Origin of the sequence: Bifidobacterium sp. UMB1197 (assembly GCF_030217745.1) — a bacterium.
Lineage (GTDB): Bacteria > Actinomycetota > Actinomycetes > Actinomycetales > Bifidobacteriaceae > Bifidobacterium > Bifidobacterium vaginale_B.
Map to the genome: position 1 here is coordinate 69689 of NZ_JASOOL010000001.1, position 26349 is coordinate 96037.

The 26349-nt window shown below is 41.7% G+C and carries 25 protein-coding genes; 12 read left to right on the top strand and 13 right to left on the bottom strand.

What is annotated here, in order from left to right:
- Nucleotides 1–222: 222 nt before the first annotated feature.
- From QP420_RS00285 to nrdF, 4 genes are all read left to right on the top strand, one after another.
- Nucleotides 223–474, top strand: a complete 252-nt coding sequence (locus QP420_RS00285) for a glutaredoxin family protein (protein ID WP_016635882.1) — start codon at nucleotides 223–225, stop codon at nucleotides 472–474.
- 43 nt (nucleotides 475–517) lie between these two features.
- A complete protein-coding gene (nrdI, locus tag QP420_RS00290; RefSeq protein ID WP_415688881.1) occupies nucleotides 518–1018 on the top strand; it encodes a class Ib ribonucleoside-diphosphate reductase assembly flavoprotein NrdI in 501 nt (166 codons plus the stop codon).
- Nucleotides 1019–1083: 65 nt separating this feature from the next.
- Nucleotides 1084–3318 carry a class 1b ribonucleoside-diphosphate reductase subunit alpha gene (gene nrdE / locus QP420_RS00295; protein WP_481616257.1) on the top strand — a complete coding sequence of 745 codons (2235 nt, stop codon included), beginning with the start codon at nucleotides 1084–1086 and terminating at the stop codon, nucleotides 3316–3318.
- 82 nt (nucleotides 3319–3400) lie between these two features.
- Nucleotides 3401–4480, top strand: a complete 1080-nt coding sequence (nrdF, locus tag QP420_RS00300) for a class 1b ribonucleoside-diphosphate reductase subunit beta (protein WP_481616258.1) — start codon at nucleotides 3401–3403, stop codon at nucleotides 4478–4480.
- Nucleotides 4481–4732: 252 nt separating this feature from the next.
- On the opposite strand, the gene QP420_RS00305 is transcribed toward nrdF, so the two are convergent.
- The 3 genes from QP420_RS00305 to QP420_RS00315 form a co-directional block, all read right to left on the bottom strand.
- The gene (locus QP420_RS00305; protein WP_415695509.1) at nucleotides 4733–5404 is read right to left on the bottom strand and encodes an ABC transporter ATP-binding protein; all 672 of its coding nucleotides are present in this window, start codon (nucleotides 5402–5404) and stop codon (nucleotides 4733–4735) included.
- A 6-nt stretch (nucleotides 5405–5410) separates the two neighbouring features.
- Entirely contained in the window at nucleotides 5411–7609 is a 2199-nt protein-coding gene (locus tag QP420_RS00310) for a hypothetical protein (protein WP_481616259.1), read from the bottom strand.
- A 416-nt stretch (nucleotides 7610–8025) separates the two neighbouring features.
- Nucleotides 8026–9477 (bottom strand): ATP-binding protein, encoded by a 1452-nt coding sequence (locus QP420_RS00315; protein WP_481616260.1) that lies wholly within the window; start codon nucleotides 9475–9477, stop codon nucleotides 8026–8028.
- A 275-nt stretch (nucleotides 9478–9752) separates the two neighbouring features.
- On the opposite strand from QP420_RS00315, the gene QP420_RS00320 reads away from it, so the two are divergent.
- The 6 genes from QP420_RS00320 (at nucleotide 9753) to QP420_RS00345 (ending at nucleotide 14510) form a co-directional block, all read left to right on the top strand.
- On the top strand, nucleotides 9753–11003 hold the full coding sequence (locus QP420_RS00320) for an ATP-binding protein (protein ID WP_481616261.1): 1251 nt from the start codon (nucleotides 9753–9755) through the stop codon (nucleotides 11001–11003).
- A gap of 285 nt (nucleotides 11004–11288) precedes the next feature.
- Nucleotides 11289–11750 carry a hypothetical protein gene (locus QP420_RS00325; RefSeq protein WP_415688876.1) on the top strand — a complete coding sequence of 154 codons (462 nt, stop codon included), beginning with the start codon at nucleotides 11289–11291 and terminating at the stop codon, nucleotides 11748–11750.
- 34 nt (nucleotides 11751–11784) lie between these two features.
- Nucleotides 11785–12438 (top strand): transcriptional regulator, encoded by a 654-nt coding sequence (locus tag QP420_RS00330; RefSeq protein WP_415688875.1) that lies wholly within the window; start codon nucleotides 11785–11787, stop codon nucleotides 12436–12438.
- A 34-nt stretch (nucleotides 12439–12472) separates the two neighbouring features.
- Nucleotides 12473–13645 (top strand): sensor histidine kinase, encoded by a 1173-nt coding sequence (locus QP420_RS00335; protein WP_481616262.1) that lies wholly within the window; start codon nucleotides 12473–12475, stop codon nucleotides 13643–13645.
- A 327-nt stretch (nucleotides 13646–13972) separates the two neighbouring features.
- Nucleotides 13973–14242, top strand: coding sequence for a type II toxin-antitoxin system RelB/DinJ family antitoxin (locus QP420_RS00340; protein WP_481616263.1), 270 nt, complete (start codon nucleotides 13973–13975; stop codon nucleotides 14240–14242).
- Nucleotides 14235–14510: a type II toxin-antitoxin system RelE/ParE family toxin gene (locus QP420_RS00345; RefSeq protein WP_012913985.1), complete on the top strand. Its 276-nt coding sequence runs from the start codon at nucleotides 14235–14237 to the stop codon at nucleotides 14508–14510. Before QP420_RS00340 ends, QP420_RS00345 begins: the two co-directional genes overlap by 8 nt.
- Nucleotides 14511–14550: 40 nt before the next feature.
- Here the strand turns inward: QP420_RS00345 and QP420_RS00350 are convergent, their stop codons facing one another.
- Together QP420_RS00350 and QP420_RS00355 are read right to left on the bottom strand one after the other, a co-directional pair.
- A complete protein-coding gene (locus QP420_RS00350; protein WP_481616264.1) occupies nucleotides 14551–15783 on the bottom strand; it encodes a histidine kinase in 1233 nt (410 codons plus the stop codon).
- Nucleotides 15777–16517 carry a LuxR C-terminal-related transcriptional regulator gene (locus QP420_RS00355; protein ID WP_481616265.1) on the bottom strand — a complete coding sequence of 247 codons (741 nt, stop codon included), beginning with the start codon at nucleotides 16515–16517 and terminating at the stop codon, nucleotides 15777–15779. Before QP420_RS00355 ends, QP420_RS00350 begins: the two co-directional genes overlap by 7 nt.
- A gap of 193 nt (nucleotides 16518–16710) precedes the next feature.
- On the opposite strand from QP420_RS00355, the gene QP420_RS00360 reads away from it, so the two are divergent.
- Nucleotides 16711–17214, top strand: coding sequence for a hypothetical protein (locus QP420_RS00360; protein WP_060787093.1), 504 nt, complete (start codon nucleotides 16711–16713; stop codon nucleotides 17212–17214).
- 41 nt (nucleotides 17215–17255) lie between these two features.
- Here QP420_RS00360 and QP420_RS00365 read toward each other — a convergent pair whose 3' ends face one another.
- Nucleotides 17256–17603 carry a hypothetical protein gene (locus QP420_RS00365; protein WP_410310058.1) on the bottom strand — a complete coding sequence of 116 codons (348 nt, stop codon included), beginning with the start codon at nucleotides 17601–17603 and terminating at the stop codon, nucleotides 17256–17258.
- A gap of 235 nt (nucleotides 17604–17838) precedes the next feature.
- On the opposite strand from QP420_RS00365, the gene QP420_RS00370 reads away from it, so the two are divergent.
- The gene (locus QP420_RS00370) at nucleotides 17839–18075 is read left to right on the top strand and encodes a hypothetical protein (protein WP_032813307.1); all 237 of its coding nucleotides are present in this window, start codon (nucleotides 17839–17841) and stop codon (nucleotides 18073–18075) included.
- 11 nt (nucleotides 18076–18086) lie between these two features.
- Here QP420_RS00370 and QP420_RS00375 read toward each other — a convergent pair whose 3' ends face one another.
- The 7 genes from QP420_RS00375 to QP420_RS00405 all read right to left on the bottom strand — a co-directional run bounded on the left by QP420_RS00375 (nucleotide 18087) and on the right by QP420_RS00405 (nucleotide 26212).
- A complete protein-coding gene (locus tag QP420_RS00375; protein ID WP_481616266.1) occupies nucleotides 18087–18710 on the bottom strand; it encodes an FMN-binding protein in 624 nt (207 codons plus the stop codon).
- Between the two features lie 56 nt (nucleotides 18711–18766).
- Nucleotides 18767–19612 (bottom strand): ABC transporter ATP-binding protein, encoded by an 846-nt coding sequence (locus tag QP420_RS00380; protein WP_205727580.1) that lies wholly within the window; start codon nucleotides 19610–19612, stop codon nucleotides 18767–18769.
- Nucleotides 19613–19673: 61 nt separating this feature from the next.
- The gene (locus QP420_RS00385) at nucleotides 19674–20951 is read right to left on the bottom strand and encodes an ABC transporter permease (RefSeq protein WP_481616267.1); all 1278 of its coding nucleotides are present in this window, start codon (nucleotides 20949–20951) and stop codon (nucleotides 19674–19676) included.
- On the bottom strand, nucleotides 20941–22338 hold the full coding sequence (locus QP420_RS00390) for an ABC transporter permease (protein WP_481616268.1): 1398 nt from the start codon (nucleotides 22336–22338) through the stop codon (nucleotides 20941–20943). The genes QP420_RS00385 and QP420_RS00390 overlap by 11 nt, the downstream gene beginning before the upstream one ends.
- Before the next feature lie 12 nt (nucleotides 22339–22350).
- Nucleotides 22351–23622, bottom strand: coding sequence for a DUF2318 domain-containing protein (locus QP420_RS00395; protein ID WP_060787088.1), 1272 nt, complete (start codon nucleotides 23620–23622; stop codon nucleotides 22351–22353).
- 115 nt (nucleotides 23623–23737) lie between these two features.
- Nucleotides 23738–24370: an iron transporter gene (locus QP420_RS00400; RefSeq protein ID WP_060787087.1), complete on the bottom strand. Its 633-nt coding sequence runs from the start codon at nucleotides 24368–24370 to the stop codon at nucleotides 23738–23740.
- Nucleotides 24371–24454: 84 nt separating this feature from the next.
- Nucleotides 24455–26212, bottom strand: a complete 1758-nt coding sequence (locus tag QP420_RS00405) for an FTR1 family iron permease (protein ID WP_481616269.1) — start codon at nucleotides 26210–26212, stop codon at nucleotides 24455–24457.
- Between the last annotated feature and the right edge of the window lie 137 nt (nucleotides 26213–26349).

A 26349-nucleotide genomic window follows, 5' to 3' on the forward strand; every position in this document is an offset into this window, starting at 1 on the left:
TAGTCGCTATTTAGAAAGCATAAAGACCGCTTAAATCTTATAGACACGCGTGATAGCCAAAATTTGGACACACTAAATATAGGGATTATCCATACAACACGCCACTACAAATAGTGTTAAGTGGTAGTAGACTGTTAAATCGTGCCCAAAAGCACAAACTTAAATAATCATAAAGAAAAAGCGTTAAATACGCACAATACACACAACGAAGGGAGAAGAACCATGACTATTACAGTTTTCACCAAGCCGCATTGCCCACAATGCGATGCCACAAAGCGTCAATTTACAAAGCTTGGCGTGAATTTTGAAACAGTAGACTTAACTCAAAGCCCTTCTACGCTAGACCAATTACGCGCAGCAGGCTACCGCCAAGCGCCAGTGGTGATTACGCCAAACTCGTCGTGGAGCGGGTATCGCCCAGATTTGATTGCACAAATCGCAAGCCAACTAGAAGACAACAATCAAAACGATTAAAGCAATCAACAATCAAAAATCAAAACAATTAAGAAGCATAAAAATGTGTGATCAAGAAAATATGTCACAACCAAGCGAGCCAGAAGCGCGCGCACAAGGCGAATCAATCGGAGCTGTAGTCTATTTTTCTTCCGTCTCCGAAAACACACTACGATTCGTAAAAAATTGCGATTTTCCAAGCAATAACGTAAACGTGTATCGCATACCGCTTCGACCAAAAGAGCCAGAATTGCACGTTCGCGAGCCATACGTTTTGATTGTGCCAACTTACGGCGGCGGAAATATTTCTAAAGCAATACCAATGCAGGTGCGAAAATTCCTAAATAATCGCGAAAATCGTTCGTTTATTCGCGGCGTAATATCTTCTGGAAACACGAATTTTGGAGACGCATATTGCGCTGCAGGCGGTCAAATCGCAGGCAAGTGCGCAATCCCAAATATGTACTCGTTTGAACTTACGGGAACTCAAGAAGATATAGAAAAAGTAGCGCAGGGAATACCAAGATTTTTACGGCAATTAAAAGAAACAGAAGAAATTAAATAAGCAAAACAATCAAAAACAATCAGCGTTTGAAAGCAAAATAACGCCCAAAGAAAGGAATTAATCAAATGAACAGCACGGATCCGATGAGTGAATCCACTTCGCTTAATCTTGATCACACTGATGCCAGCGAAACTGCAAACACAGCTGCTAGCAGCACAGCAGAGCGCATTCGCAACAGCCGCGACTACCACGTTCTTAACGCTATGCTCGGTCTTTTTGACCCAGAAAAGGGCATTCAGTTTGATAAAGACAGGGAAGCAGAAAAGCTTTACGTTTCGGGTTACGTGCAAGAACACAGCATGAAATTTGCTTCTACTCGCGAGCGCTTGAATTATTTGATTAACAATTACTACTACAACGGCAACGTTTTCCACAAATACAGCAGCGAGTTTCTCGATAAATTCTACGAGCATGCGGAGTCTGCACACCACACTTTTGGCACATTCTTGGGTGCTTTTAAGTTCTACACTTCTTACGCTTTAAAGACTTTTGACGGCAAGCAGTATTTGGAAAACTTCGCTCAGCGCGCAGCTGCCGTGGCACTAGAACTCGCAGACGGAGACGAAAAAGCAGCGCTCAATTATTTGGACGAGATGCTTGCAGGCCGATTCCAGCCAGCCACTCCAACGTTCTTAAATCTTGGTAAAGCTCAGCGCGGCGAGGCTGTGAGCTGCTTCCTCGTGCGTTTGGAAGACAATATGGAGTCTATTGCACGCGGAATTAATTCCGCTTTGCAGCTTTCTAAGCGCGGCGGCGGCGTTGCTCTGCTACTTACAAATTTGCGCGAGCTTGGCGCTCCAATTAAGCGCATCGAGAATCAGTCAAGCGGCGTTGTGCCTGTTATGAAGCTTTTGGAAGATTCATTCTCTTATGCTAATCAGCTTGGCGCTCGTCAGGGCGCTGGTGCTGTGTATATTAGCGCTCACCACCCAGATATTATGCGTTTCCTTGATACTAAGCGCGAGAACGCGGACGAGAAGATTCGTATTAAGTCGCTTTCTTTGGGTGTTGTGATTCCAGATATTACTTTTGAGCTTGCTAAGCGTAAGGAAAAGATGGCTTTGTTTAGCCCTTACGACGTTGAGCGCGAGTACGGAAAGCCTTTTGCAGACATCTCCGTTACCGAGCACTACGATGAGATGGTTGCAAACCCTCGTATTCACAAGAAGTATATTGATGCTCGCGAATTCTTTATGACGCTTGCGGAGATTCAGTTTGAGTCTGGCTACCCTTACATTTTGTTTGAAGATACTGTAAATCGCACAAATCCTATTGAGGGTCGCATTACTATGAGCAACTTGTGCTCCGAGATTTTGCAAACTCAAGAAGCAAGCACATATAACGCCGACTTATCTTACAGCCACGTTGGTCGCGATATTTCTTGCAATCTTGGCTCGCTTAATATTGCCAAGGCAATGGATGGAAACTTGGGTACAAGCGTTGATTTGGCTGTGCGCGCACTCACTTCTGTTTCGGAGCACACTTCGATTGATTCTGTGCCTTCGATTCGTCGCGGAAACGCAGAAGGCCACGCTATTGGCTTGGGCCAAATGAATTTGCACGGTTTCCTTGCTCGCGAGCACATGCAATACGGAAGCGAGGAAGCTCTTGACTTTACAGACATGTACTTTATGACTGTTGCTTACCATGCTTATAAGGCTTCTCACGCTTTGGCTGTAGAGCGCGGCCACGCTTTTGCAAGCTTTAAGACTAGCGCTTACGCTAAGCCTGCAGGAAAAGGCAACTACTTCGATAAGTACACTGATGGCAGCCGCTCGCTTGAACCTCGCACTCAAAAGGTTCGCGATTTGTTTGCTCGTTTTAACGTTGCAATTCCAACCGTTAGCGACTGGGAGCAACTGCGCGACGAGATTTTGCGCGATGGAATTTACAACGAGTATTTGCAAGCTGTTCCTCCAACTGGCTCAATCTCTTACATCAACCATTCCACGAGTTCGATTCACCCGATTGCTTCTCGCATTGAGATTCGCAAAGAGGGCAAAGTTGGTCGCGTCTACTACCCTGCTGCATACATGACGAATGACAATATGCAGTACTTTAAGGATGCATACGAAGTTGGTTGGAAGGCAATTATTGACACTTATGCGGAGGCAACTCAGCATGTGGATCAGGGATTGTCTCTTACTTTGTTCTTCCCAGACACTACGACTACTCGCGATTTGAACAAGGCTCAGATTTACGCATGGCGTAAGGGCATTAAGACTCTTTACTACATTCGTATTCGCCAGAAGGCTTTGGAAGGTACAGAAATCGAGGGTTGCGTAAGCTGCACGCTGTAAACCTTATGGTTGTAAATCTTTCGCAAATTAAATCAAAAACTTAAAAATTTTATAAAACGTAAACACAGAATCAGGAGTAATTATGACAGAACTCGACCCAACAGCACTGCGCAGTAGCCTCGATAATCCTTTCGGCACAAATCGCGTAATCGCAGATGACTCTATGATGGTAGCTTCCATCACACCAGCTCAATACCGCTACCATCACGGTTCGCGTGTGCGCCCAGTTAATTGGAACAATATTGTTGACGACAAGGATTTGGACGTTTGGAATCGTCTTATTGCTAACTTCTGGCTTCCAGAAAAGGTGCCGCTGAGCAACGATATTCCTTCTTGGCGTTCTCTCACCGATCTTGAACGCAAGACAACTACTCACGTTTTCACTGGCTTAACTTTACTCGATACCAGCCAAGCAACTATTGGCGAGCTTTGCCAGATTGAGCACGCGCGCACGGAGCACGAGCAGGCTATTTACACGAATATTGCTTTTATGCAGTCGATTCACGCTCGCTCCTACTCCTCTATTTTCTCCACTCTTTGCTCTAGCGAAGAAATTGATGAGGCTTACCGTTGGGCTGTTGGAAACGACGTTTTGCAGCAGCGCGTTACCACCGTGCTTTGCGAGTATGAGAGCGAAGATCCACTTAAGCGCAAGATTGCTGCAACTATGCTTTCTTCGCTTCTTCTTTACGCGGGTTTCTATTTGCCACTTTACTTTGCTTCTCGCGGCAAGATGATGAACACTGCCGATATGATTCGCTTGATTTTGCGAGATAAGGCAATTCACGGCTACTATTCTGGCTACAAGTTCCAGCGCGGTTTGGAGCTTAGAAGCGAGAACGATAAGAAGAATCTTGAAAAGTTCACTATGAACTTGCTTGATACTTTGTATGATTTGGAAGTTGAGTATTCTGGTCAGATTTATGAAGGATTTGACTTCCACGATGACGTTTTTGACTTCGTACGTTACAACGCTAACAAGGCTTTGATGAACCTTGGCTACCCTGCTAAGTACAGCGAAGAAGAAACTCACGTAAGCCCTGAGATTCTTGCGGCTCTTTCTCCTGCAGCCGACGAAAATCACGATTTCTTCTCTGGCTCTGGTTCCAGCTACATTATGGGCAAGTCTGTTGAAACCGACGACGATGATTGGGACTTCTAGTCACTAGTCGCTAGTCGCTAGTCACTAGTCGCTAGTCGCTAGTCACTAGTCGCTAGTCGCTTTACTAATTAATTAGGTTGCTTATGTACTTTCATAAGCAACCTTTTTTATTTAATTATTTAAGAATATTTCCGTTTTGGAACTATTTTTAAATATCCGCGTACTTACTGAGTTATCGTGGCAGTTTTTGCTAGATTTGCAATTTTTGTCACGATAACCCGAAATTTAACGAAGAGAAGAGAAGCAATGCGACTACCGAGCTAGCGCCTCAATATGCAACACACGGTCACATCGCTGAGCAATCAAAGGATCATGTGTCACTACAAGCAATGTCTTGTTATATTCTTTATTCATCGCTTGCAATTGCGCAAACACTTTATCAGCGAGATCTCTATCAAGTGAACCAGTCGGCTCATCTGCTAAAATCAACGAGCCAGGTTTCAGCATTGCACGAGCAATCGCAACTCGCTGCTGTTCGCCACCAGAAAGCACAGCAATGCGGTCATTTTTAGCATACTCAATATTGAGTTCAGCAAGAACTGCATCAATCATTTGGTGTTTAACAGACTTTGACTCTTTATTATATGCCATTGCAATCCACAAATTATCAAATACAGTTCGATTATTGAGCAATGCAAACGATTGAAATAAATAGCTAATATGATAACGACGTAACTTAGTAGCGGCAACAGAATTAATAGCTGGAAGTTCTTTGCCAGCAATCTTTATTTCACCTTTATCATAGGTTTCAAGCATGCCGAGAATGTTTAGAATAGTGGATTTTCCAGAGCCGGAAGCCCCCATGATTGCTAACGATTCTCCTTGTTGCACACTAAAACTAAGATTATGTAAAACCGGTCGATTCCCATATGATTTATAAAGATTGCGTACACTTATTAAAGGTTCAATACCATTGTTTTGCATTATCAACTACTCCTTTACCATAGAAGTAATGTGTTTATTACTCAAATAATATGTTTGTATCGTTAATAATATGAGTTCAATAATTGCCGAAATCAGCACATATATCATGCCAGAACGAGTCCGTTCAATCGAAGCAATAACAAAAAGTACTCCTTGAACGATTCCCACAAGCAAGAATGGCATAGAAAATATGCGTAATAGCGAAAAACCAAGCAATCGTTTCACTGCAATACTTTCTTGATAGCATGCTGCGAACATAGCAATAATCGCTATAAGCAATATCAACATAAGCAGGGTAATAAGCAGAATTACGCTACCAAACAATTGCAACGTCTGCATAATCGTCTTTTGGTAGCCTGCAATGCATTCTCCTACTTGTAAGAATTGAAGATGATTATCATCAAGATGATACCGTGCAGTATAAGCGTCGCTCAGATATCGAGCTGCTGCTTGATCATTCAATTTAATGTAGCTATTGTCAAGGCCGCCAGCAAGTAATGATTCGCTTTCAGACGCATTCAAATTATCGCTCGTCGCATAAAAAATAATAGGATCTTTTACCATAACCTTATGATGAATATCCGTAGACCAGTTAAACCACTCACGAGAAGGATGATACGTGCGGAATGCGAATTGTGGATGCGCAGTAAACTTGGTCGAAACATCAGTAGACGTTAAGTTGTCTGACTCTTGAAGCCACCGCCTCATCGAAGTCTGCTCTTGAGGATTATACGTGTCGGGAATGAAGTAAATGCGCACACCCTGACGAGCAAGGTTTTTGACATCGCTATCTACAGTAAACCCTTGATCTTGCAAGTACTTAGGCGACGCCACAAACGACCAGAATGGCTTAGAAGGCACATGCTTATATACGCTACCATTGCGCCAATCTTGTAGTATATCCGCATCAAAGAAACTTGTGTAAATAAGCCTTACTCCTGGCTTATCCTCAATGGATCGATACCATGCAAAAGCATCTTTGGCATACTGCGTCGATTGACCAGATACCGAAGCACCATCTTGCCCTACGAGGTGGTGATACATAATTCTCTGGTTTAATACAGGATGCCACATACGAGCAACTTCCACACTTTTCGTCAACTCGCCTATTGGCCCATCTATGCTATGCACACCTTCTAATACACATGTTGATGCAATAGCATAAACGAGTGCAAGAGCAATAAGCATACCACGTTTGGTGATACGATTACGAATTGCATTTACTGGTTTCACAGAAATAATCATCAAAATAACTAATGCACTGAGAAGCAACACAACTGCAATAACTGGCAACGCTATAATCAGCGCCTGCATTAACAATTGAATATTCCATATAAATCCGTGAGTAAATAAACTCATCACGATACAAACAAGAGGATATACGGCGAGCTCTGAAACAAGTATCGGCATAAGATGACGCAAAGCAAACGATGAACGCGACCAACCCAGCAACAAGTAGCTTCCCAATGTTCTATACGAAAGATACCCATCAGCGATTATCGTAATGCCAAGAAGCAACACTGTTACAATGCAGACAATAATAAAAGTAAGTTGATTAAAACTATTGGATCGTGCTATTCCAGATTTTCCACGTTGAAAATCTTGGTAGGTTGTACCAGCGATGCGAGCAGCTTGAGTAACTAATGCATGGTAGTCTCGATTGGAAAGTCCCACAATCCTGTAATCACCAAGCTTTGTTTTACTATTGTCGACGAGGGCATCTAATTGACGAACAACTAAACGCGAACCCTCAATGGAAATAGTGGGCAGATCAGCAAGCATATCTGCTTTTGCCATATCAAGTCCAAGCGTTTTGTTACTTTCGCTGTGCAATAATTGCGTAAAGGCATGCGATGTCAGAATCGGCGTTCCGAGATATGACAAAGTAAGCAAATCATCTTTACCCCGCGGATTGCCAAATATGCCAAGCTCAAAACCATCTACACCGGCGTCACTCGCTGCCAAGCGCATATCATTACGAACCACAAAAGCATTATGCTGAGCAACAGTCTTCTTGAGTAATGCATAAATTTGATCAGCTTTGTCTTCTGTCACACCGCGTAATGAAAAAAGGCGACTCGTTTGTGGATATATAGCAATACAATCACCCAAGGAGTCGTTCATTTTTGTCAAACCTAACAGCGATGCAAATAATGCAAGCAGAAGAACAAGTGCGCATGACAATGAACGCAACAATCGAGACATCGCATCCCCTATGATAAGTTATTCATACATACAGATTATTTGCAATCCCAATATGCAGTAGCACATGGCACCAATGCCATGGAAACTGCTAGTACTACTGTCGATGCAATACGTGAAATTTTCTTCATCGTAAACCTCCAACTTATTTGTCGGGGGGGGGGCAATGTGCCTCCCACCAACATGATAGATCTACTTGTTTGTTGCGTCAACAAGAAATGTTAAGGATGCGTTTTAATCGAGTATTTGGACGAAGCTTTGCACAGCAAACGCAAATAAGAAGTTAATCTGCGATGCAGAATGCTGTTTCGTTGCTATTTTATAAGAGTTATCGTGGCAAAAATTGCAAAATTAGCAAAATCTGCCACGATAACGCGCGATTTCGGCTGCGCGATATGGTCGTAACTATTGTTTCGTAATCAGTTAAAAAACATTGTTTGTGCGTCAACAAAGTTGATGCTTGTTTTAGCATGACGAGGATTGTAAGAAGTTGGATGTTTTGTAAACAACATAAATATTTTCTTATAATCGCTATTTTTTGCATTCTCAACTAAAGTTGCGCGCTGCAACAACTTGCTCACCGCTTCGGCTTCGTTAAGATTATTACGCCACTTACATTCTGCAATAAGAAGCTGCTTGTTAATATCGTCTTCTGCAACAATATCAATATCGGTTTGCTCACGAGCAATAGGATCAGAACCCCACCATTTACCTAACTTAGTTGGTAAAAAGTCCATTCCTCCAACTTTGCATTGGTGCACAATCCACTGTTCGCACATTTTCTCAAACTGTTGACCTACAAAAGTACTAAACACTTCATGATCACCGCCGAGAACACTACTTGCGGCAGCGTGTGAAAGTCCGCGTTCGATCAATCCTTTATTCGGTGCTACAAACCTATACCAATACGCAAAGAATGGGTCACAAATCTGCCATAATCCTTTTTTGCAATGAAGTGGATTCATGCCAAATGGAATATTTCTTTCAATTAATCCAAGTCCTTCTAGTGTTTTCAAATACACGTTCACTGATGTAGCTGGCAATCCAATGCGATCCGATATTAAAGTCGGAGTATTGCATCCCGTAGCAAGAGCATTTAGCACACTATTGTATGTTGAAGGATCGCGCAATTCCTGGCGCATGAGCATGTCTGGCTCAGCGTACAAAATTCCCGATATGTTAAAGCATAATTGCTCAAGATTTTCCGCAAACGAAGACTTATTATCTAACTGCTCTATATAGTATGGTGTTCCTCCAAGGGATGCAAAATAGTTGATTTTATCTTCCCAAGTAGAATTATTTGGCATAAGCTCAGATGCTTCAAAAAGATTAAATGGTCGCAGGCGAATCTGCGCGGTACGTCTTCCGTAAAGTGGACTCTTTTTGCCAAGCACTTCACTTTCCATGAATCCTTCGTTACTGCCGCACAAAATAAGAGTCATGTTCGTGTTCTTAAACTTATGATCTATTGCGACTTGGAATGTTGACGTTAAAGACTTATCTGCTTGGGCTGCGTACGGAAATTCGTCGAAAACTAGAATAAGTGGAGATTGAGAAGCGCTTTGATCTACGGCGTTAGATTGTTGCGCAACAAAAGCGAGAGCGTCGTTCCAATTATTAAACGATCCTGTAGTTGACGGTAGATTGAAGAAGTCGTACACAACGCGCGAAAAATCACGCAAATTCTCGATATTAGTTTGCTCGCGAGCAGTAAAAAGTATTGCGTGCTTATTTTTACAGAATTGTGAAATAAGCGAAGTTTTTCCTATTCGTCTTCGGCCATAAACTATTGCCATCTGGAACGAGTGTTTGCTGTTTTCATACAGTTTTTCCAATACTTGTAACTCGTCTTGTCTGCCAACAAAAACCATATTCCACCTGCCGCTACGCCAATAATTGCAATATTTTTCAGCGCATCTTATTGCTGCCGAATATACGCTTTAGTTAATATAATCGCGATTATTATAATCATAATTATAATAATCTAAATTATATTATTTTGCAATATGCTCAACGCAATCGCACGTTATCGTGGCAGATTTTGCTAGATTTGCAATTTTTGCCACGATAACTCGGTTTTTTGCGGTATAATATGACTAATATGCCAATGCAAAAAGGCGTTTGGCTCTTGTAAAAGGATTTTGCTATGACCGTGAATCAAGAAAAACTGTATCGCCGCGAAAAGTATCTTAGCAAAATTCGCGCGTTCTACGATGATAGCGATCTTATAAAAGTGATTACTGGCATTCGCAGATGTGGTAAATCAAGTCTTATGCGCACAATTATTGATGAGCTTAAAGAACGAAGTAATCCAGTTGCAGAATCTAATATTATTTATATAAATCTTGATAAGCGTGAATATAGAAACGTAAAAACAGCCGATCAGCTTGACTCTCTTATAGAAAAACTTACTAATGCTAGCGGCTTAAAATACGTGTTTTTAGATGAAATACAAAATGTTAAAGGATTTGAAGAAGTAGTAAACGACTTTCGAGAAGAAGGCGAATATTCTATTTTTATAACGGGATCCAATTCCTACTTGTTAAGTGGCGAATTAGCAACAAAATTAACTGGAAGATATCTTGAATTTGAGATGTTTCCGCTAACTTTTGATGAATATGAAGATTTCAAAAAATTCTATGATCAACCAGTAGATTCCGACATTAGTAAAGAGCTTAATAATTATATTCTCGAAGGTGGTTTCCCTCGTACTATTGCCATAGATAATATGAGTGACAAACGAACGTATGTAAGTAATGTTATTAAAGAAATTTTTGATAAAGATATTAAAACTCGAGTAAAAATTAAAGATACGCAAGCGTTTGAAGCTGTACGTAACTATATTATTAACAATTTTGGCGCTACAACTAGCATCAATAGCTTGTGCGAATCTTTAAAGAAGAATGGATTAGCTATAAGTCGTACTACTTTAGCAAGATATATTCGTGTTCTTTTAGATGCGAAAATCATTTATGAATGCCCACGTTTCGACATGAAATCAAAGCGTGCTCTTTCGGGGGAAAAGAAGTATTACTTAGCAGATTTAAGTTTTTATTACGCTCTCAATACGGATAATCGCATAAACTATGGTCCTACTTTGGAAAATATTGTGTACTTATATGCTAAAAGCTTTGGATACTCTGTAAGCGTTGGGCGTATTGGAAAGTTGGAGTGTGATTTCATTCTGCGCAATGCAGATATGGATTATGCTTACGCGCAAGTAGCTTATACGATTTTGTTGAGTCGAGAAACAGAAGACCGCGAGTATAGGGCTTTAGAAGCTATTCATGATAATTATGAAAAATATGTTATGACCATGGATTCACTTATACAAAAACGTAACGGCGTTAAGCACGTAAATATTGCAGATTTTATTAAAAATAAGCAGATTTTTTAGAAAACTAGAATAAATAATCTGTGTGTTATCGTGGCAAAAATTGCAAATCTAGCAAAAACTGCCACGATAACTCGGTAAGTACGCGGATATTTAAAAATAGTTCCAAAACGGAAATATTCTTAAATATTGATTGTTGGAAACATACAAACTGCCAATAGTAAAAGCTTTCTAAAAGTTTTCTAAAAGCACTATCGTTAAAAATAGGTACGCCTATTTGTGTAGATAAAATCTGCACGCTAGTATGTTGATAATTTACAAAACAAGAATCACGAGGAGGTGCTTATTATGACTAATCCTTTGCGCGGTATACGAGAAGAGGATATTGTTAAGTACTTTAAAGCGCATAATCTTTCAGTTGGTAAAACATATGTGCTTACTATGAAGTACAACCCTTGGTGGAAAGATTTACTAAAATTGTTTGTCTTCAACACGCTGTGGTACGCCATGGAAGGTACTGCTACACGTATTGTCGCTGCCACTAATAATGAGTTTATTGTTATTAATCCGAATGTCATTTTAGGCTCGGGTAATCTAGCTAAATTAGACGATAAGTATCTTCGTCGCATTGCGTGGAATCAACTCACTAATTTTGAAGTTATAAATAAGCCAACAACTCAAATAATCCGCTTTACCGCCAATGGTAAAACCGAAGAATGGAGTGTGCCAACGGAAAGTGCTAGCGTATGGCACTTTAATGTGTACAATCTTGATAATTTGAGAAAAACAGTACAATCGCACATCTCTTGATAAGTGGATTCCAAAACAAGATACCATATATTGTATGAACACTACTTATGCAATTGTTGATAATGACACGCTTGTATTGCGGTACCTGCAACTTCTTCTAAAAAGTCGTTTGCCTGAAAACTTTGTTTGTGCATGGATGTGTTCTTCTGCAAAACAAGCTATTCATCGTTGCGTTACAGAAAATACTCCTGACATACTTTTAGTAGATATGTCAATGAGAGAAATGAGTGGTGTTGATGTAATTAAGGCAATTCGCGAGCGCAATAGCAATATTGTTTTAATTGGCATTACTTCCTACATGCTGGATGAATACGTATTGCAAGTTGCTAAGTCGGGTGGTCAAGCGCTAGTGCATAAAGACAATTTAGCAGATGTAGTTGCAGCTATCCAATCGCGCGCAACAAGCTACGGTTGCCCAGAATTGCCACAATATATTGACTATTTTCACACTCCGCAAGAATCATTCAATATGATTTCTCAACTTCCGAAGACTTCAGTTTTGTCTCCTCAAGAATCGGAAATTATGCGCTTGTGCAAGCAGGGATTTTCTACGAAAGAGATTGCAGATCAGCTTAATGTGAAAGTTTCAACAGTCAACACGCATTTACGGCGTATTTATGGAAAACTTCAAGTTAAAAGTCGCATGCAGGCGCTCGCTGCGCTCGCAAAATACTCGCATGACATATAACGTGTAAGAAATTAACGTGTAAAAGTAGGTAGTTATGAAATTATTAACGCGTATGATCAATTTTTTGCCGCATGATGCCTGGCAGAAAATTGGAATTGGTGCAATCATAAGTTGTACTTTGATTCTTGAAATTTGTTCCTATAATAATCTTCATTACTACTCTAATTGGCATGCAATTACGGTTGAAATAGTATGGATTGTAATCTGCTTATGCATTGCAATATGGCCGCGTAAGGCATCTTTTATTGTGCTCATTTGGATGCCGTTGGTAATTGTTGCGCCAAATATCAATTATTCATCTATGATGCTTACCATATTGATTTGTTTGGCAATTGCTGTAATTACTCAACCTTGGTACACCGTGCTTTCTTCTTGCGGAGTATCTTTATGGTTCTTTGTTATATGCGATTTTCAAAACGCTTATGTGTTGGCGTGGTGGCTTCTTATCACTCTTATTTCTAGCGCAATCGTAAAATACTATATTTCTACTATTCGCCAGCAACAGGAACAGTTATTTGCACAGCGTTACAACGTTTTTCAAAAATATGCCACTATTGCAGCAATTCGCATGCACGATGAAGTAACTAATGAGCTTTCCAGCATTATGATGATGGCCCAACAATCTATTGAACCTCAAACAACTCATGACCAAGAGCACGAAAATTCGCGAGAGATTCTTCAATGTGCTACTACAACTATTCATAAAGCACGCAATATCATTTCTCTTCTTGACAATGCTACAACTGCAAGCACTAGTGATGTTATGCAATCGACTACATGTTATAAAGATTTTTGCACAGGCTTACGCGCTCTATTTGACTGTGAACAAAAGTCATTTGAAAAGCTTGGCTATATTGGTTCCATTGACTTTAGTAGTGATTTAGCTGCTGAAGATTCGAGATCCGCGCATTTGCCTTTTGAAGAATGTGCTCAAATTGAATATATTTGCCGAGAACTGCTTGCGAACGTAAAAAAGCATGCTGCAAAGCCTAAAGAATACGCTATGAATGTAATGCTTAATGACAATGAATGTCATATTACGTGTATAAATAGTGCGCAACGCGGTATTCTTGCTAACTTGCAATTAGGATATGGACTGCGTTTCCATAAGATGCTTGCGGAACGAGTTGGCGGAACTTTTAAAGTTATTGAAGATGGAGATTCGTGGATTATTAATGTACACGTTCCGCTTCATGTAGAGAAATAGCCATTGTGCAAGAATAAATTATTATGCTTTCTTGCGCTTTAATCGAGTACTTGGATCTATTTCAATCGAGTATTTGGACGAACCTTTGCGTAGCAAACGCAAATAAGAAGTTAATCTGCAATGCAGAATGGTGTTTCGTTGCTATGTTACACACGTTATCGTGGCAGTTTTTGCTAATTTTGCAATTTTTGCCACGATAACGCACGATTTAGTAATAATTGTGTGCACAATGGTGCTACTTTGGCATTACGTTGGGTGCTACATGTCTGCTACAATAAAGCAAAGCATGAATAACAAATTTATGATTTTAAGCTTAAAGGAAACAACATGACTTCTACAAAAACAGCCAAAACAAGCAGATTAAGTGTAAGAGTTAATCCAGAAATACGAGATAGCGCATCGCAAGTTCTTGAACATTATGGTCTTGATATGAGTTCAGCAGTCAACCTATTTTTGTATCAGATTGTAAATACGCAACGTTTCCCATTTTCACTTGAAAGTTCTCCATATGAGCACTCTATTGATGAAGCTATGAAAGAAAAACCAATAGCTCCAGGCACTGTAGACGATTTTGCTGAGCTGATGCGCAATGCCTAAACCGCCATTTTATAGTCCAATCTATCTGCGAGATGTTAAGAAATATAAGCAGAAGCATTACGATATTGAACAGGTAATCAATATTGTGAGACTTATTTGCAATGGTGCAGACTCTCGCGAGCTTGCAACTTATAGAGATCATATTCTTAAAGGCTCATACAAAGGCGTGCATGAATTGCATGTGTCTGCAGATGTTCTACTGTTGTATCAAGTTAAAGAAGATTGCATCATATTCCTACGCTTAGGATCTCACGACGACTTATTCTAGCTAGCAAAAACTGCCACGATAATGCGCGATTTGAGTGATGTTAGTTTAACGGAACAACAACATTGACCAGCCAAGTGTCATCATCTTTTTGCGCGCTTAAAGATCCGCCTAAGCGTTCCACGGATTTTTTGTGGAACAGTAGTCCTTTACCAAAAACAAGCCTTTCGCCAAACTTGTTCAACATTGAAATCGAATTCATACACATTATTCTGCATTCGCGCTCATCAACCGTAACATTCATAGAAAAATCAACGCTAGTATTGCAATGCTTACGAATATTAGTAAGCAACTCGCTGCACATGCGAATAGCACATTGAGCCTTTTCAGTACTAACAGTTGCAGATGCAGTAAAATCGTTACTTCCCGAACTTTCATCATTTACTGTTATAGAGCCATAATACCCAAGCTGCTCACAAATCTTACGTTCAGACTGTAAGCGCGCGCAAATATTGCATAGAAAATCAGCCAAAGTCATGCAATTATTACCATTAGAACCATAAATAAACTGCGTGCCAGCAATACTAGCAATATTTGAATCTAAAGAATCATCATACTTATGCTCAGCTTGCTCAAGTAGATTAATAACAAGTCGCGTTTTAGAAAGAGCATTACGAGAATGCTCAACAATCTGCTCTAGCGACTCTTTTGTATGATCACTTTTCTCGGCATACAAAGCATCAGTCGCAAGCAATGTAATATCCGTAATCTCATTGTTCACATCGTCATGCAATTGCAATGCAACAGACGCAATATAAGACTGGAACTCACTGCGCACAATATCCATTTTTGCGCGATTATTTTCCTCCAACATGTTCAAATACTTGCGCAAAGCGTAACCGCAAATCATGGAAATAAGAATAAAACAAGGGAAAGTAAGCGGAATGTACGCCATTTTTGCAAAATACATAATATTCAGCGAAACTATGTACGCACAAAGCAAATACTTCCACGAATCGTAAAAGCCTGCAACAAACATGCTAGCGATCAATGAAAAAAGAAAGCAAGTTGCATTTACACCTGGTACTGCTAACGTTACGCAATACAAAATCGGAGTTACGAGGGATATTTGACGAGGAAAAGCAATCAAAAGAAATATTGCAAACATCCAAACGTATTGGCACACAGATTGCTGCGGGTTATGCCACAAACCAGCTGTATTGCAAGATTGCACATCCATTGACACTACAAGAATCGCCAATATTATGAATAAAGTTCGCTGAATTTTCCAGCTTTTAACCAACTCAATAACGCGCGAAAATGTTTTCATTAACATGCGCTATCCGTTTCTTGCAAAAGATTCTGATGATTTTGCAGCGAATCATTAAAATATTGCATATTGCTATTTTGCTCACGATTTTGCATTGCAGCAAATGCGGATATTGCTTGCACGCGATTAGAAACATGCAATTTTTTGTAAATTCTATGAATATGCGTGTTAATAGTGTTTGGCATAAGACCAAGTTGAGACGCAATCTGATTCGTTGTGTAACCTTTAGCGAGCAGATCCATAATTTTTAGTTCTTGAGGCGGCAAAACGCTGCGCGATCTTGCTTTAGAAAGCCTAATAAAAGATTCTTGCGGTGTAGCAAAATCGTAAACAACATCTTTAACACAACGGCAGCCATACACCTGCTGATTATTACAATATTGCAAAGCTTCTGCTAGTCCTTTGAAATTGTCTTTAGCAACCATCGCTTGCCCGCCAACTTGCGAAACCATCGAAGCGTAGGATCTACAATCGTAAGAAGTCATACCAATTAAAATAATGCTGTTGTTTTTCTCGCGAATTGCGCGTATTACGTCTACTCCAGACATGTCTTTCATTGACATATCTATCAGAATATAATCTGGAGTAGTTTTTGCTACTTGGCAATATTTCAAAGCTTGCACGCCTGATTTTACGCACCATTTGCACACGTACTCGCTTGGCAAAAGCTTGCTGAGTACGTTTCGCATAACCGCTAAAACTAGTGGGTCGTTATCTACTATTGCATACGTTTTTGGCATAATGGCTTTCTTGCAATCACACGCTACTTTTCTTATATTCTACTTTATAAACGCGCGCAAAGTAGGGCAAATTGTGTAGTAATAAATGATTACAAGTACTGCGCGTAAATCATATGTGATTATAATAAGTAACAATATGCAGCTTTTGGTTGCGCTGAAAATTCATCTTTAATAATGATTGCAGCAGGATTATATGACAAAACGATTAGTAGTATTGCACTCCGCAGAGGTAGCTGCGGTGGCACTTGCCTCAACAGCTGCTTTTATGCGTAGCTTTGGCTTCTTCGTTTTGTGGCTTGTTCCAGGACTTCTTTCTGTTGCATTGTATTCTTATGCATATTTTTTCTTGCGAAAAATCGTTATTAAAGAAAAAAATGCGTATATCGCAAATAATATATCTAAGATTGATGGCGCAGGCGCTAACAGAACAAGTAATGATGTTGAGAATATAGAAAGCAACAAAGATTACATAATTACTCTTGAGCAAGAGCGCAAAAAAGTCGAATCACAAAATAAGCAAATATGTAGCAATTATCTAAATAATTTAATAAATATTATTACATGCTTTATTTGTGGGCTTATTCACGTTCCTTGGATTTATTACTATGGAATTGCAAATGGCGTTGTAACATTGGTGATTCTGTGGCGAGTAATAAAGCGCCCACAAGGTCACCCTATTGATGAAAGCGATTTTTAAGGATTTAGACTTTAAGGATTTAAGCTTTTAAGGATCTAAGCTTATTGTTGATCTTCCATTGAAAGATTTAATCCTTTTGCAGCATTGCGAAAATATTCTATGTAATCGCCATAGCCGTCTGCAATAATAGCATCCTCTTTTACAACAAAAGAGCCATTTTCTAGCACAATATATTTTGTAAAGAATTCTTCTAATTGCTTAGCTAATTCATCAATTTCATATTGTGAAAGCTCTTCGCTACTATTTTCCGCAAGGTTATCTTCCTGCTTTTGAATTTGATTAATGCTATTTTCGCAAACTTTTCCTATTTTGTTTACGTTATCTTTTGGCTGCCAAGAGTTTATGCCAAAATCACTCATGCTTACACTACCCATATTTGCGCTGTTCATGTTTGCATCTCCTTGTATCTGTAACGTATTTGCGCAACATATTTGTGCGTTGCTTTAAGTCTAATTACAAACATTTTCCGTGCAATCTTGAGTACTAAGTTCTGAGTACATAGTATTTCTCGAAGACTTGCAGCATTTATACTAGAAATACAAAATGCATACGAACGATAAGCAATGTACATGAATTAGCTACAATGCTCACAAACAAAACAGCAAATTAGAAAGAAGGCAACTCATGAGCAAGGACTCTATAAAACTTATTAAAAAAACGCTTATTTGGATTCTTAAGTGGGCAATATTTACAGCAATCGAATTCCTTCTTTTGTACGTTGCGCTTATATCTTGGAATCATGATTTTGCACAGTTCATGAACGAATACAGAAATGCGATTATTCCATTTATGGCAGCAACTGGAGCTATGGCAGCAGCGATGATTCGCGACGAAGGCACTATTCTTGAAGTCAAAGATTAAGGTAGTTAAGATTATTGCGCGGATGCGATTGAAGCCTCTTGGCGAGCAACATCAAGCGCTTTGTTGAAGGCATCACTAGTCCAACTTGCTCCAGCAACAACCGAAATATGCAAATCTTTTAGCGGTTTTCCAACGATTTTTCCTGGGATAGCCTCGCTGAAAGCGCTCATGTGTTTTTTGGAGATTGGCGTAAACGGGTGAGGCGTGATTTCAACACTGCTCACATTGCCATTTGCAACGCTTAAATTCACGTCAATGCTATCTTCTGCAACTGGCCCATATGTAGCTTTGATTTTGTAATCGCCATCTTTGTAATTGCCAGTGTCTGTTTTAGGCGAATTTTGCTGATTTTGCTGATTTTGTGAATCCTCACTTTGCGCTGAAGCATGCGATTGTTGCGCGCCAGAATCGTAAGACTTCGAAGCATTGCCACTATCGTTTTCGCTTTGACCAGAATTACCAGCAAACTCATCATTCATCGGCACAGCACTCGGCTCGCCGCAAGATGCAAGAAACGCACTTGAGCTAGCCAAAACCGCAATCGCAGCAACCGTTTTTGCAATTTTTTTAGACTTCAAATCATCACGCAAATTATTGCAGCGTGAAACATTGTGAAACATATTATCTGAAACCATAAAATCATCGCCTTTAAATCTTAAATTAAAACTATACGCAACTAATCATCTAAAAACTAATCATCTAAATTCGCTAATTTAGGCGACTTAGTAGGCTCATGATTTTGCAAAGATTGCGCAACGCTTTCATCAACATGCGCACTCGTAAACGCAGGCTTGCCACCAATCGCCTCGTACGCTTTGCGCGCATCCTCATTATTCCAACGCTCCCCAACAAGCACACCGTGGTTGAGCATAATTTCACGATCCGCGCATTGAGCTACCAAAGAATCGTGCGTTACAACAATAATCGTAGTGCCCTGGGAATGAAGCTGCTTAAACAAGTCGAGTACAATCTGCTCATTCTTTTCGTCCAAATTACCAGTCGGCTCATCCGCAAGAAGCAACTTCGGGCAGTTAATAAGAGCACGCGCAACGCACACACGCTGCTGCTCACCGCCAGAAAGCTGGCTCGGTAAATGATGTGCGCGGTCCTTTAATCCCACGCGTTCCAAGGCTTCCATTGCTTGCGATTCATCTACAACTGAATGATAATATTGCGCAACCATCACGTTTTCTACGGCTGTTAAATGCGGCACAAGATAAAACTTTTGAAACACAAGACCGATTACGTTTTTGCGAACGTCTGCAAGCTGGCCCGCGTTCAAATCCTCGAGTTTGCGGCCTTGCAAAGCAACGGAGCCTTTAGACGGCGAATCCATGCACCCAATAATGTTCATTAGCGTAGTTTTGCCAGAGCCGCTCGAGCCAACAATCGAAAGCCACTCGCCTTGCGGCACAGTAAGCGACAAATCGTCAACAGCGCGAAGAGAACCGTAAATCTTGGAAACATGGTCCAAAGTCAACAGCATTTCTGGCTTGGAATCTGTATTTTCCTGCCTATTTTCTACATTCTCTGTCATATTAAATCCTTAAAAATCCTTAACTAAACATTCTAAAAACATTCTAAAAACACTATAAAAGCTATTCTTCTCGAAGCACAATCGCAGGGTCGATTTTTGAGGCTCGCAAAACAGGCGGCAACGCAGCAACGCAAGACGCTGCAACGCTAAACACAATAGAAAACGCCACCAGCCACCAATTCACGCTCAAATCTCGCGCAAACACCATTGACGCAAGCAATCGCGCAAATCCATACCCTACTGCTGTACCAGCGATTCCGCCAATAAAGCCATAAAGCCCAGATTCCGCAGTGAACTCAATGCCAATGCTCTTAGCGCTTGCACCCAAAGCTTTGCGCAAGCCAATCTCATTTCGGCGCTGCTGCACAATCGAAGAAATCGTAGTGCTTACGCCAACCATCATCAACGCAAGAACAACCAGCGAAACAATCCAAAATAGGCTGCGAAGCATAGCAATAATGCCAGTATCTGCCGCCGTAACTTTAGTAACTTGTTGCGCGCGAACACGCATAGAAGTCATATCGTTAATGCTGCGCACAACAGCATCTACGTTCGGCGCAGAAGATGAGTAAGCAATCACGTCCGCACCGCGCTTAACGCCTGTAAGCGCACGCAAATCCGCGTTAGTTGCGTAAAGCATGGAATCTTCGGCGTCTCCCGTATCTAAAATGCCGCAAACGCGGAAAGTTGTGCCGTGAGTATCCATAATATCTGTGGAAACTCTGCCTTCAACAAGCTTTTTTGAGGAAGATTTATCTGCTTGATTTTCTGCTTGATTACCTTGCGATTTTTGCGCGGGCTTGTGCGAATCTGGGGAATTATCGCCAGCGCGATACGCGATTGCAATGCGCGAACCAATCTTCAATCCCATAGCCGAAGCAACATCTCGCCCAACCATAACGTTACCACTGCTAGGCCAGGCGCCATCCACGTTCCAATGCTTATTAAGCGACTTAACAGCGGAAACATCCACTCCAGCGAGCACATACGGAGCCGTATTAATGCGCACATTTTCGTAACGGTAGGTAGCAGATCGCATAGCACCTTTTGCAAGAACCATGTCGTTAGTGTGCAAAACCATTGCGCGATCAATGCCATTTTTCCACTCGCCTGCAAGCGGCGTCACAATAATATTCGCCCCGTACGTGCGCATTTCGTCACTCATTTGTTGAGGAACAACAATGCAAATTGCAGCCAAGCAAAACAGCGTAGCGGCACCAACAAGAGTGGCAACTACTGCCATAAGCGCACGCGACTTTCGGCGAAAAACAGCGCCAAAAAGCATAGTCGCAAACATTGCGCTATTAGAAGTCATACCCGAACCAGATTTAACGCCCATGAAGCACCTCCGCAGGACGCACATGCAAAATAGAGCGAATAGAAGAGCCAGCGGCAGCAAGAACAGTAATCGCAAGAAGCACAAACACCAGCACAAACACCATTGGTCGAAGCGAAATCGCGGAACCAAATACGCCAAATCCAATCACTTGCGCAACTCCAAAGCCTGCAATCATGCCAATAAACGCACCAACGCACGCAATAACCGCTGTTTCCATAAGCATTAGCCGCGCAACAGCGCCATCGCGCGCACCCAGCGCCTTAAGCAGCGCAAGCTCCCCCGAGCGCTCCGAAATCGCAGCCGCCATAAGATTTGCAACCGCAACAGCCGCCGCAATCAAGCTAAGCGCCGTCATAAGTACCATCACAGCACGCGTCTTGTTAAGTACACTGCCTTGCATAGCCGAAACTTGCCGCACTTGCTTTGCAACAGCTCCTGGAATCACTTCTTCAATTTGGTAAGTAATCGAGCTTGGGTATGCTGTGCAATACCACGTCTCCCACTCTTCTTGGCTAAGAGCCGCTGGATTCTTCGCCGCTTTACGAGCTAAATCGTTTTCTGGCGTAGTCAATGCTTTAACTTCAATCGCCTCAACCATATTTGGCTTATTTGCAAGATGCTGTGCCTGGCTGGAATCCGCGTAAATCGCGTTATTGTCGCTATCTCCAGAATCGTAGATGCCAACAATTTTAAGTAAGATTTGCCTGCCAGAACGAGTTAGTTTTATTAGCTGACCAACTTTTAGATTATGACTTTTAGCAAGATTTGTGCCAACAGCGGCTTCGTGCTTAAAATCGCGCGGGAATCTGCCTTCAAGCATCTTCCACCAAGACCGCATTCCTTGCACGCCAACAACTGTTGTTTCTCCAGAAGCGAGCGCAAGCTTGCGATTAAACCACGTGCCAACAATCGGGACTACTGAATTAGTGGATTTAGCAGAATTGGCGGATTTAGCAGATTCGGCAGAAGAATTTGCTTTAAGATTTGCGTAAATCGTTAGTTTTGGCGCAAAATTCGTTATATTAAACGCCCAAAAAATCATTTTGATTTTTGCAGCATCCGATTCCTTCAAAAAAGCGGTAGATTCTTCGCTTTCCGCATCCGCCAAAGTTTGCGAAGATTGCGAAGTTTGCGAAGTTTGCGAGTTACTATAAGCTGACTTTGTGCGAGACGCATACAAGTCGTTTACAACGGCATTCGACTTAGGCTGAACAATAATATTGGATCCGTAAGAGCTAAGCTCCGCGTTAATTTTGTCTCCAACGTCGTACACAACGCTAAGCATTGCAACGCTTACACACGCACTCAAGCACACAACAACAGCTATAAGAACTCGCTTTTTAATCTGCCTAGCAAGGGAGCGCGCAACCATTCGAATCATAAACATTTGCAGGCACCTCTACTTAAAGTGCGAGCTAAGCACGTCTAAATCGGCTGTGTGAATGGTAATTTTGCCGCCACCAGCCTTGTACGGGAATGGAATCGGGTTGCATCCGCCCTTAAATCCAATAGTCGCCAAATTTATTGCAACATCGCATTTTCTGCAGATTATCTTGCCGTCTTTTTCGTAGTAGCCTGCATCGCCACAATTTTCGCAAGCATCCAAGCCCACACCATACGCTCCACCATTTTTCTTGATGATTATAAAGCGCATAATAGTGCCATCTTTAGCTTTGTATTGGAATCTATGCAAGTGGCCATCGCTAATTTGCACAAAGTTGATTGTTGCTACGCCATCATGCAACTCGTACGGTTCTGGAGGCGTAAGCGTTGGCTTAATATTCATAAGAGACACGCCAGCGGTAAGCGTAAGTATTACTACGATTGCAGCCATTAGCGCCGCGAGCGCGGACCTTCTAGACTTGCGCTTAAACGCTCGCTTTGCGCGGATTTGTGCAGGATTTTCTCCCACAACTTTTGTTCTAGCACCGCGGATTATAGAAGATACAGCTGGAATCAAAAAAACACATATTTGGGCGATTATTATAAGCGGAGCATTGTTTATAAGCCAAACAAGAATGCTAAACGAAAAATCGTCTATATACAGCAAAATACTTCCTTGCATAATTTGCAGCAAAGACGTTAAATGCTGAATTAGCAAAATTATTAAGCTTAGAATAATTGCGATTTTAAAGGCGCCAATACTCGCGGTTGTGCGCAAAGAGCGCACCATAAGACTTATGCAAATCGCAGCAGCCGCGCCAAGAATAAATCCTAGAGCGCGAAGAAGCATACTAGAAGTAAACGGAGGCGTGCTGGAGTCAACGAAAATCGTAAGCTGCAAAATCACGTCTGGGAGCGCGTAAAACACTGTAAACGCTAGGCAGAGCGCGCCAATTGCATTGCTTATGTGCAAGAGCAGCGGATTTTTGCGCCATTTTGCAACAGTTTTTCCAGATACTGCAATACAAGCGATTGTTGCAACATCTAGCGGAACAGCAATGCAAAGCGCTGGAAGATTCACAAAATTGCGCTGATTAATCACCACGCTTGCGCGCAAAAATGCAAAAACAAGAGCCGCAACTGTTCCAAAAATCAAGCCAAAAAATCGCCAGCGGGAACTGATTGGTTTATCTCGCCCCTCGCCAACGCTTAGCGTTGCGCTTAATCCCATTGTAAGCAGCGCAAGAGGGAGCAGCCCTGGAAGTACTGTAACGAACATCCTGAGCATGTTCCCTCCTTTGCTGTTTACATGATTTTTGTTTTTTATTTATGCATTATGCATTATTTATGCATTATGCATTATTTATTTGTTGTTTTTATTCGTAAAAACTACCACTGGCAAACTACCACTGACGTGGAGTGTACTTCCAATCGTCAAAGGTGGCGGTAATTGGCTCAGTCCAGAATCGGCCATCCACACCCGTAGCAGGATCTACGTGAAGCATCCAACCCTTCTTTTCTGGCGATTCAACCGAAAGCACTAACTTGTAGTTTCCAGCCTTATCGAGCTTAACATTTGCGCCGTAGTGTGGGCCGTCGGAAGCGTTCATTTGCATAAACGTACCCTTTACAACGGCTTCACCGCTCGCCTTATCAACAATTTGATAATTCACAGTCAAATCTGGAATAAACTCACCCTTGCCGTAGCCAAGCTGTGTACCTTTCTTGTTTGCGTGAATATCTGCCTCAAGGTGGAAGCTTGCCTCGCTTGCCTTTAAGCCCATGCCTGCTGGAACCATGTCGACTGGCTGGAAGTACACAGCGCCAATCGTAAGCGGGCCAATGTTCTGGTCTTGGTGAGGTCCAACTGGAACCTCTTCAAAGCCCTTGTCTCCACCCTTATCGTCGGCCTTCTGCTCAGATGATTGTGGCTTAGCAGCAGACTTTGCTGCGTTTCCGTTTGCGCCACAGCCAGTGAGTGTTAGCATTCCTGCAAGCGCTAAGGCTGCAATTGCCATCATCTTTTTATTCTTCATATCTAACCTTTTCTATTAGTTATTGTTTATTATTGCTTGATTTTTAGTTTTGATTTTTAGTTTTGACTTATCCGTTAACTGTTGCTAACTGTTGCTAACGGTTGCTTTGTGCTTTCGCGCGCGCACAAAACTCGCGCACAGCAGTGCCACAACTACGATTGCAGCTACGACTTGCGCCGCAATCGTTTCAACGTACGGATAGAATCCAAGCCAATCGTTAGTTGGCAAGCCTTGAATATACGCGCCAGCGAGCGCATCGCCCTCTATAAGCGCATGCACACCTCCGCCAGCAAAAATCACCACTAAAATGCACATAAGCGCACTGGTTCCTGCAAAGAACGGGCGAATTGGTATGCGAACAGACGCAAAGCGGATCAGCAAGAAGATTACAACCAGCACGGCGGCCGCTGCTGCAAATCCGCCCCAAATCATGGAGTCAGCTCCGCTTGAAACGGCAAAAATCGCCTGGTAGAAAATCACAGTTTCTGCGCCTTCTCTAAACACAGCTAGGAAGCTCAGCAACGCTAGAGAAATCAGGCTGCCTTTAGAAACAGCTGCCGTTGTTTGATTGCGAATATACGCATTCCACGCTTGCACGGAAGACCTTGAAATCATCCAATTGCTTGTATAAAGCAGCATGAGCATTGCAAACAGCGCCACAACGCCTTCCGTAATCTCTTGCTGCGGTCCAGAGCCATTGAACAACAATCCAAATAGCGCAGCAACAACAAGCGACGCCGCAATTCCAGCAACAAGACCCATGTAAATGTACTTAACCATGTGCTTGTGCCCAGATTTAATAAGATACGCGATTATTGCAGCCACAACCAGCAGAGCTTCCAACCCTTCGCGCAACAAGATTATAAAAGCCTGGCCAAAAGAGCTTGTTATAAATTGCATAAACACATTGGCATTAGCCGCCGCTCCGCCGTCTAGCTTGGATGCATCTTCAATAAGCATTGACTTAAGATCTGTAAACAGCTTTTTTGTTTGCGCAAATGATTTGCCATTGTTCATAGCCTGCCTGCACTCTTTGAATTGATATTCAACAGTGCTTACTCGGCTTCCGCTTATTGCGTTCATAACGTTCTTTTCAAAGCCGAGCTTTTCGTAATACTGATAGTAGGCTTCGTTTACTAAATCAACGGCTTTGGCAACTTCTTGCTTATTTGCTTTTGCTGCTTTGTACGTTGATGCAGACTTATCGAGTATAACGTTCATTTCTCGCGCTACTTGGCTCCAAGTTCTGCCGTTTCGCCCAAGATTCTTCTTTTTTGCAGCATCGAGCTTTTTGCGTTCTTTTGCGATTTGCGCGCGCAATTTGGATGCATAAACATTTGGCTTATCTAGATTTGCGTTTGCGTCTAGCTGAGCCGCAGTTTGCGCAACGTCTTCTTCTAGAGCAGATACGACTTCGCTAATTTGCGCGGCCTGATTTTGCTGATAGACCAGCGTTTGTAATTGTTGGAACTGATCTTGCTGCGATTGAACTTTATTCTGGCCAATAGTATCTCGCACAACAGTAATCATGTTTGAAGCTACATAGACAGAGTTGTATGCGGCTTGAAACCTGGTTGCTGCTCCTGCCATATTTGCGTTTGCATACTCGCTTTTGCCTTGTTCTAGCTGACTTGCAACAGCTGACGAAACTTCCGACCAAGTGTTGTATGTTTTATTGGCATCCGTAGCATAAGCAGGCGTTGGAGCTGCGATTAGACCAGCAAAACCAGCGAGCCCTGCAAGCCCTGCAAAACCCGTTGCGCAGCATACAAAAACGCATACTGATGCTAAAAGCGCTACTAAGCGCGACGTTTTTTGGCGCGCTTTTGCACACGCGTGCATAATGTCTCCATATCTCCTTTGGCTCTAATCCCCATTGAGCGCACCCAACTTCTTCTGTTTTCGTCCTATTTTTTAGTTTTAGTTTTATTTTTAGTTTTAATCGTTTAAATTTTTTGGCGACTTTATCGCGGCTTGTT

Coding starts and splice junctions, on each gene's coding strand:
- QP420_RS00315 (WP_481616260.1), bottom strand. CDS start 9,477: ATGGTTTTTGTTGGCAGACAAGACGAGTTACAAGTATTGGAAAAACTG.
- QP420_RS00325 (WP_415688876.1), top strand. CDS start 11,289: ATGACTAATCCTTTGCGCGGTATACGAGAAGAGGATATTGTTAAGTAC.
- QP420_RS00310 (WP_481616259.1), bottom strand. CDS start 7,609: ATGTCTCGATTGTTGCGTTCATTGTCATGCGCACTTGTTCTTCTGCTT.
- QP420_RS00380 (WP_205727580.1), bottom strand. CDS start 19,612: ATGACAGAGAATGTAGAAAATAGGCAGGAAAATACAGATTCCAAGCCA.
- QP420_RS00370 (WP_032813307.1), top strand. CDS start 17,839: ATGAGCAAGGACTCTATAAAACTTATTAAAAAAACGCTTATTTGGATT.
- QP420_RS00340 (WP_481616263.1), top strand. CDS start 13,973: ATGACTTCTACAAAAACAGCCAAAACAAGCAGATTAAGTGTAAGAGTT.
- nrdI (WP_415688881.1), top strand. CDS start 518: ATGTGTGATCAAGAAAATATGTCACAACCAAGCGAGCCAGAAGCGCGC.
- QP420_RS00355 (WP_481616265.1), bottom strand. CDS start 16,517: ATGCCAAAAACGTATGCAATAGTAGATAACGACCCACTAGTTTTAGCG.
- QP420_RS00330 (WP_415688875.1), top strand. CDS start 11,785: ATGAACACTACTTATGCAATTGTTGATAATGACACGCTTGTATTGCGG.
- QP420_RS00345 (WP_012913985.1), top strand. CDS start 14,235: ATGCCTAAACCGCCATTTTATAGTCCAATCTATCTGCGAGATGTTAAG.
- QP420_RS00390 (WP_481616268.1), bottom strand. CDS start 22,338: ATGTTTATGATTCGAATGGTTGCGCGCTCCCTTGCTAGGCAGATTAAA.
- QP420_RS00405 (WP_481616269.1), bottom strand. CDS start 26,212: ATGCACGCGTGTGCAAAAGCGCGCCAAAAAACGTCGCGCTTAGTAGCG.
- QP420_RS00375 (WP_481616266.1), bottom strand. CDS start 18,710: ATGGTTTCAGATAATATGTTTCACAATGTTTCACGCTGCAATAATTTG.
- QP420_RS00335 (WP_481616262.1), top strand. CDS start 12,473: ATGAAATTATTAACGCGTATGATCAATTTTTTGCCGCATGATGCCTGG.
- QP420_RS00350 (WP_481616264.1), bottom strand. CDS start 15,783: ATGTTAATGAAAACATTTTCGCGCGTTATTGAGTTGGTTAAAAGCTGG.
- QP420_RS00320 (WP_481616261.1), top strand. CDS start 9,753: ATGACCGTGAATCAAGAAAAACTGTATCGCCGCGAAAAGTATCTTAGC.
- nrdE (WP_481616257.1), top strand. CDS start 1,084: ATGAACAGCACGGATCCGATGAGTGAATCCACTTCGCTTAATCTTGAT.
- QP420_RS00365 (WP_410310058.1), bottom strand. CDS start 17,603: ATGAACAGCGCAAATATGGGTAGTGTAAGCATGAGTGATTTTGGCATA.
- QP420_RS00305 (WP_415695509.1), bottom strand. CDS start 5,404: ATGCAAAACAATGGTATTGAACCTTTAATAAGTGTACGCAATCTTTAT.
- QP420_RS00385 (WP_481616267.1), bottom strand. CDS start 20,951: ATGGGCGTTAAATCTGGTTCGGGTATGACTTCTAATAGCGCAATGTTT.
- QP420_RS00400 (WP_060787087.1), bottom strand. CDS start 24,370: ATGAAGAATAAAAAGATGATGGCAATTGCAGCCTTAGCGCTTGCAGGA.
- QP420_RS00395 (WP_060787088.1), bottom strand. CDS start 23,622: ATGCTCAGGATGTTCGTTACAGTACTTCCAGGGCTGCTCCCTCTTGCG.
- QP420_RS00360 (WP_060787093.1), top strand. CDS start 16,711: ATGACAAAACGATTAGTAGTATTGCACTCCGCAGAGGTAGCTGCGGTG.
- nrdF (WP_481616258.1), top strand. CDS start 3,401: ATGACAGAACTCGACCCAACAGCACTGCGCAGTAGCCTCGATAATCCT.
- QP420_RS00285 (WP_016635882.1), top strand. CDS start 223: ATGACTATTACAGTTTTCACCAAGCCGCATTGCCCACAATGCGATGCC.